Source organism: Pseudomonas sp. CC120222-01a, assembly GCF_003097235.1.
Classification (GTDB): Bacteria; Pseudomonadota; Gammaproteobacteria; order Pseudomonadales; family Pseudomonadaceae; genus Aquipseudomonas.
The window spans coordinates 285,527-292,285 of the sequence record NZ_QEQQ01000004.1; the positions used below are offsets into that span (position 1 = coordinate 285,527).

Sequence of the window (6,759 nt, forward strand, 5' to 3'; positions counted from 1 at the left end):
ATTCCTACCCCATGAGTGGGGCATGAAAGGGTGACGGCTGTGCAGCAAGCCCGGATTGGTCAGTGAAATGGCGCCATATCCCTGACGATTCACTTCCGTTCCCGCTCAAACAGGCGTGGCGTAAGCCATCAAGGGCGACGCGCCATGGTTGATTTCCTACAGGCTTTTCAGCTGCTATTGATAGGCCGTCTGGTTGTCCGGGATTAAGGGGCCATACAGTGCGGGGAGGGGGTGCTTGAATCCGCGGATATTCAAGCCAAGAAGGACCTGCCCCCTCATGCCTGCCGCCGAAACCTTTGCCCTGACTGTAGCCCAGCGTGATATCTGGCTGGACCAGATCGGCCACGGTGATTCACCGCTGTACAACATCGGCGCCTATGTCGAGCTGGACGGCGCGGTGGATGTTCCGCGGTTGCGCAGTGCCGTGGCGCACCTGGTAGCGCTGCACGAAGGCTTGCGTACGGTGCTGCTGGCGCCAGAGGGGCAGGATGGCGTACCGCGCCAGTACTTTGCCGATACCGTGGCGGTGGCGTTGGCCGAACATGACCTGCGCGCCGCCGCAGACCCTCTGGCCGCCGCCCGGACGCTGATTGACGGCTGCATGCAGAAGCCTTTTGTGCAGGGCACTGGCGCTTTGTGGGGAACGCAACTGATCAGGCTGGGCGAGCACCGCTACCTGTTCGCACTGCAGGCGCATCACCTGATCCTCGATGGCTGGGGTGTGGACCTGTGGTTCAAACGGGTCGCCGATTACTATGGCCTGCTGGGCGAAGGCCAGCCCTTGCCCGACAGCGCGCCGGGTTACCGTGAGTTCGTCGTGGATGACAGCCAGTACCAGGCCTCCGCACGCCATGGCCGCGACCGCGACTACTGGCTGGGCAAGTACCAACAATTGCCTGATGCCTTGCTGGCGCCACGTGAGCGCGGCCAGTTGGCGGTCGGTGAACCCAGTGCGGTCCTCGAACTGCCTTTCGACGGCCAGCTGCTGGCACGCATGACTGCACTGGGCAGCGAACTGCAGGCATCGGCCTTCCACGTGCTGCTGGCGGCGATGCACGTGTGCTGCACGCGCACCTGGCAACGGGACCAATGGGTGGTCGGTGTGCCGGTACGCAACCGGGCCAGCGCACGCTTCAAGTCGACCCTCGGGCTGTTCACCCAGGTCAGTGCCTTGCGCATGGATTTTGGCCGCAGCCAGTCTTTTGCCGAACTGGTACGCAGCATTCGCGATGCCCTCAAACAAGACTTTCGCCACCAGCGCTTTGCCCTCAGCGAGCTGAACCGCGCACTCGGCGCCCTGCGCGAAGAACGGCCGCAGCTGTTCGAACTGATGGTGTCCTATGAAGAAGATGGCAACGAGTTGCGCTTTGGCCACACCTGCGGCCATACGGTGATGACCTGCAACCACCACGAACCGACGCCACTGAGCCTGCACCTGCGCAGCAACCTGCACAGCGGCAAGGCCCGCCTGCACCTGGTGCATGACCTGGCCTGGTTCAGCCAGGACGAAGTCGCCGCCCTGGCCGAACGGCTGCTGCATGTGCTGCACCAAGGGCTGGAGCAGCCTGGGTTGCGCGTCGCGGACTTTGACTTGCTGACGGCCGCCGAGCAATTGCAGTTACAGCGTTGGAACCCGCTGGCAATTGCCCAGGAGCCGGAGCCGTTGATTCACCAGCGCATCGAGGCCCAGGCCAGGCTCAGGCCCGAGGCGCTGGCGGCGCTGCACGATGGCCAGCCCCTGAGCTACGGCGAGCTGAACGGGCGCGCCAACCAGTTGGCGCGGCAACTGATCGGCCTGGGTGCAGGGCCGGACCAGCGGATCGCCGTCGTGGCCCAACGTGGGCTGGATACCTTGGTCGGCCTGCTGGCGGTGCTCAAGGCCGGCGCCGCCTACGTGCCAATCGACCCGGCGCACCCGCAGGAGCGGCTGACCTACCTGCTCGAAGACAGCACGCCGTGCGTGGTGCTGACCCAGTCCCGGCTCAGCGCACGCCTGCCAGCCCATGGCCTGCCACAGATCGAGCTGGACCGCTGCACCTGGCAAGCGGCAAGCGCCGAGGCGCCTGTTGTGGCACATCTGGCGGCGAACCATCTGGTCTACGTCATCTACACCTCTGGCTCCACCGGCCTGCCCAAGGGCGTGATGGTCGAGCACCGCATGCTGGCCAATCTGGTCGACTGGCACTGCGCGGCCTTCGACCTTGGGCCTGGCCGTCACCAGTCGAGCCTGGCCGGTTTCGGCTTCGATGCCATGGCCTGGGAGGTCTGGCCAGCCTTGTGCAGCGGCGCGACCTTGCACCTGGCGCCGGTACGCGACGGCGCCGAAGACATCGACGCCTTGCTGCACTGGTGGCGCGCCCAGCCGCTGGACGTGAGCTTCCTGCCCACACCAGTGGCCGAGCATGCCTTCGCCCAGGGCGAACTGCACCCGACCCTGCAGACCCTGCTGGTCGGCGGTGACCGCCTGCGCCGCCTGGCCCGCGAGCGCCGCTACCGGGTGATCAACAACTACGGCCCCACCGAAGCCACGGTGGTGGCCACTTCCGGCGAAATGCTGGCCGGGCAGCCGCTGCACATCGGCGGGCCGGTCGCCAACACCCGGCTGTATGTGCTGGACGAGCAGCAGCAATTGCTGCCACCTGGCGCCGTCGGAGAGTTGTACATCGGGGGGCGCGGGGTGGCGCGCGGTTACCTGAACCGCCCCGCGCTGACCGCCGAGCGCTTCCTCGACGACCCGTTCAGTGCGCACCCTGGGGAGCGTATCTACCGCAGCGGCGACCTGGTGCGCTGGCGGCCCGACGGCACCCTGGAATACCTCGGACGCAACGACGACCAGGTGAAGATCCGCGGTGTGCGTGTCGAGCTGGCGGAAATCGAAGCTGCGCTGTGCAGCCATGAAGCCGTGCGCGAAAGCGTGGTGCTGCTGCGCGAAGGGCAGTTGCAGGCCTGGTACATCGCGCAGTCAGCTGTAGCTCCACGGGCGTTGCACGAGCACCTGCGCGAACGCTTGCCCGCCGCCTTGCTGCCTGTGGCCTACGTCAGCCTGGCCGGCTGGCCATTGACGGCCAACGGCAAGCTCGACCGCCGCGCCTTGCCGGCCGCGGATGAAGCTGCGATGGTGCGCCGCGAGCACGAAGCGCCGCAGGGCGACATCGAGCAGCGCCTGGCCCTGCTCTGGGCCGAGCTGCTGCAGCTTGAGCGGGTAGGGCGCCAGGATCACTTCTTCGAACTGGGCGGCCATTCGCTGTTGGCGGTGCAACTGATCGAGCGTATGCGCCAGCAGGGCCTGCAGGCTGACGTGCAGGTGCTGTTCGGCCAGTCGACCCTGGCCAGCCTGGCGGCGACGGTGGTGGTCAACGAGGTCGCGGCAGTGCCGGCCAATGGCGTGGCGCCGGGTTGCCTGCACATCACACCCGAGATGCTGCGGCTCACCGTGCTCGACCAGCCGACCATCGAACAGATCGTCACGGCGGTGCCGGGCGGCGCCGCCAACGTGCAGGAAATCTACCCGCTGGCGCCGCTGCAACAGGGGCTGCTGTACCACCATGTGGCCGAAGCCCAGGATCCCTACCAGCAGCAGGCCTTGATCGCCTTTGCCAGTCACGCGCACCTGCAGGCGTTTGTCGATGCCTTGCAACAGGTGATCGAGCGCCATGACATCCTGCGTACCAGCCTGGCCTGGGAGGGGTTGCAGCAACCCCAGCAGGTGGTCTGGCGCCAGGCCCGCTTACCGGTACAACGTTGGGCTGCAGCCGAGCCAGGCGATCTGGCTGTGCAGTTGTGCAAGGCCTTTGACCCACAGCAGCAGCCGCTGGACCTGCGCCAGGCGCCGATGATGGCGATGGTCACCGCCGAGGACCCGGCCCAGGGCCGCTGGCTCGGGTTACTGCGCTTCCACCATCTGGTCAATGACGCGGTTTCCCTGCAGGTGCTGCTGGGCGAACTGGACGCTTTCATGCATTTGCGCAGTGGGCAACTGCCAGCGCCTGTGCCATACCGCGACTATGTGGCGCTGAGCAGCAAGGCCGAGCGCCAGGCTCGCCATGTAAGCTACTTCCGCGAACAGCTGGCGGGCATCGAGCCGCCAGCCGCAATCCCCGGGCTGGGCGGGGTAGCGGTCGATGAAAGCGACCTGCACAGCCACAGCGCCACGCTCGATGCCGCGCTGGGCGAGCGGCTGCGCCAGCAGGCCCGTCGCCATGGCGTCAGCCTCGCCAGCCTGCTGCACCTGGCCTGGGCCCAGGTGCTGGGCAGCTTGTCGGGCCGTGACGACGTGGTGCTCGGCACCGTGCTGCTGGGCCGGACCATGGCCGGCAACGGTGCCGACCGTGCCTTGGGCATGTTCATCAACAGCCTGCCACTGCGTATCGACCTGAGCGCAGGCCCGGCGAGCCAGGCCCTGACCGAGACCCACGCACGGCTCGCCAGCCTGCTCGGCCACGAAGATGCTGCCTTGTTGCTGGCCCAGCAATGCAGTGGTTTGCCCGCCGGTACGTCGCTGTTCCAGGGCCTGATCAACTACCGCCAGGGTGCCTTGCCACAGGGTGAAGTGCTGGCCGGCGTGACCCTGCTGCAGGCCAGTGAAGTGCTGAGCCACGGCCTGGTGCTGAGCGTCGACGACCTGGGCGACACATTGCAGCTCGGCCTGCGCGCACCGCGTGCAATCGGCGCGCCGCGGGTGCTCGCCTGCCTGCTGACGACCCTGCGCCAGTTCGGCGAGAGCCTGGCCAGCCCCTTGACTGCGCTGTGCAGCGTGCCTGCCGATGAACTGCAGCGGCTGTTGCACACCTTCAACGCCAGTGAAGACCGCCACAGCCCGCTGACCAGCACGCTGCCCGCCCTGTTCGAGGCCCAGGTGCGGCGCACACCCCTGGCCTTGGCCGTGCAAACGGATGATGCTGCCCTCGACTACTACACCCTCAATGCCCAAGCCAACCGCCTGGCCCATCGCCTGATCGCATTGGGTGTCGCGGCTGATTCGCGGGTGGCGATCTGCATCGAGCGTGGCGTTTCGATGATGGTCGCGCTGCTGGCCGTGCTCAAGGCCGGTGGCGCCTATGTGCCGCTTGACCCTGGCTACCCGGCAGAACGCCTGCGGTTCATGCTCGACGACAGCGCACCAACCGTGCTGCTGGTGCACGGCGCCACGCTGGGGCTGTTCGACGCCCAGGCCATACCGCTGCTCGACCTTGACCGGGATGACTGGCAGGCGTGCAGTGCCGATAACCCGCACGTGCCGAGCCTCGGCCCGTCCCAACTCGCCTACGTGATGTACACCTCCGGCTCCACCGGCACGCCAAAGGGCGTGATGGTCGAGCACCGTGGCTTGTGCAACCTGATGCACTGGGGCTCGCAGATCTGCCCGCCACAGCCGGGCGGCGCATTGCTGCAGCGGGCGCCGTTCAGCTTCGACGGCTCGGTCTGGGAGCTGTTCTGGCCGCTGGTGGCGGGGCTGCGTCTGGTATTGGCGCGGCCTGACGGGCACCGTGACCCGGGCTATCTGGTGCAATTGGTGCAGGCGCGGCAGGTGACGGTGATGAAGTTCGTACCGGCGCTGTTGCATCAGTTTCTTGAAGAGCCGGGTGTCGAGCGTTGCAGCAGCCTGACCGATCTGTTCTGTGGCGGTGGCGAACTGACCCTGGCACTGCTGCAACGTGTTCGCCAGTGCCTGCCGAAAGTCCGCGTGCACAACGTCTACGGGCCCACCGAGGCAACGGTCGACAGCACCGCCTGGACCCTGCAGCCCTGCGAACCCTTGCCACTGCTGGCGCCACCGATTGGCCGGGCAATCGCCAACACCCGCCTCTATGTGCTCGACGCCCATGACCGTCCGGTGCCGTTGGGGGCGGTGGGGCAGTTGCACATTGGCGGCGTTGGCGTGGCCCGGGGTTACCTGGGCTTGCCAGCGCTGCAGGGCGAACGTTTCATTGCCAGCCCCTTCGTCGAGGGCGATCGGTTGTACCGCACGGGCGACCTGGTGCGCTATCGCCAGGACGGCGAGCTGGACTTCATCGGGCGCAACGACTTCCAGGTCAAGCTGCGCGGGCTGCGGGTGGAACTGGGCGAGATCGAGGCGGCGCTGGCGGCGCACCCGGTGATCGGGCAAAGCGTGGTGCTGATGCGCGAGGAGCGCCTGGTGGCTTACTTCACCTGCCGCGATGGCTGCCAGCCCCCGGCCCTGGAGGTGCTGCGCAGTCACCTGCTGGCGCGCATGCCCGAGTACATGGTGCCGCAGGCTTTCGTCGCGCTGGCCGAGCTACCGTTGAGCCCCAATGGCAAGGTCGACCGCCGGGCGCTACCGGCACCCGGGGCCGAGGCGGTGATCAGCCGCGAGTACCAGGCGCCGCAGGGTGATCTGGAAACCGCACTGGCATCGATCTGGACCGAAGTGTTGAAGATCGAGCAGGTGGGGCGCGAGGATAATTTCTTCGAGCTGGGCGGGCATTCGTTGTTGGCGGTGAGCCTGGTGGCGCGCATGCGCCAGGCCGGGTTGCATGTCGACGCGCGGACCTTGTTCAGCCAGCCGACGCTGGCGGGGTTGGCGGCCAGTACCCGTCGGGAACGGGTGGCGGTCGTGATACCGCAGACGACGATTCCGAGCCTGGGGAGTAAGCGGCGGCGGATCTGAAGCGTTCGCCTTGAGGGTTTGGTGGCCTGTGGAAGGTGTTCGCCTTGAGGTTCTTATCGCCTGTGAGATCGAGCGCCGCCCGCGCGGCGCATCGCGGGCAAGCCCGCTCCCACATCTGTTTCGGGCCAGTC

At 67.0% G+C, this 6,759-nt stretch carries 1 protein-coding gene; it reads left to right on the plus strand.

What is annotated here, in order from left to right:
- The first annotated feature begins 277 nt into the window (after positions 1-277).
- A complete protein-coding gene (locus tag N430_RS08355; RefSeq protein WP_110639014.1) occupies positions 278-6,628 on the plus strand; it encodes a non-ribosomal peptide synthetase in 6,351 nt (2,116 codons plus the stop codon).
- Positions 6,629-6,759: the final 131 nt, after the last annotated feature.

Coding starts and splice junctions, on each gene's coding strand:
- N430_RS08355 (WP_110639014.1), top strand. CDS start 278: ATGCCTGCCGCCGAAACCTTTGCCCTGACTGTAGCCCAGCGTGATATC.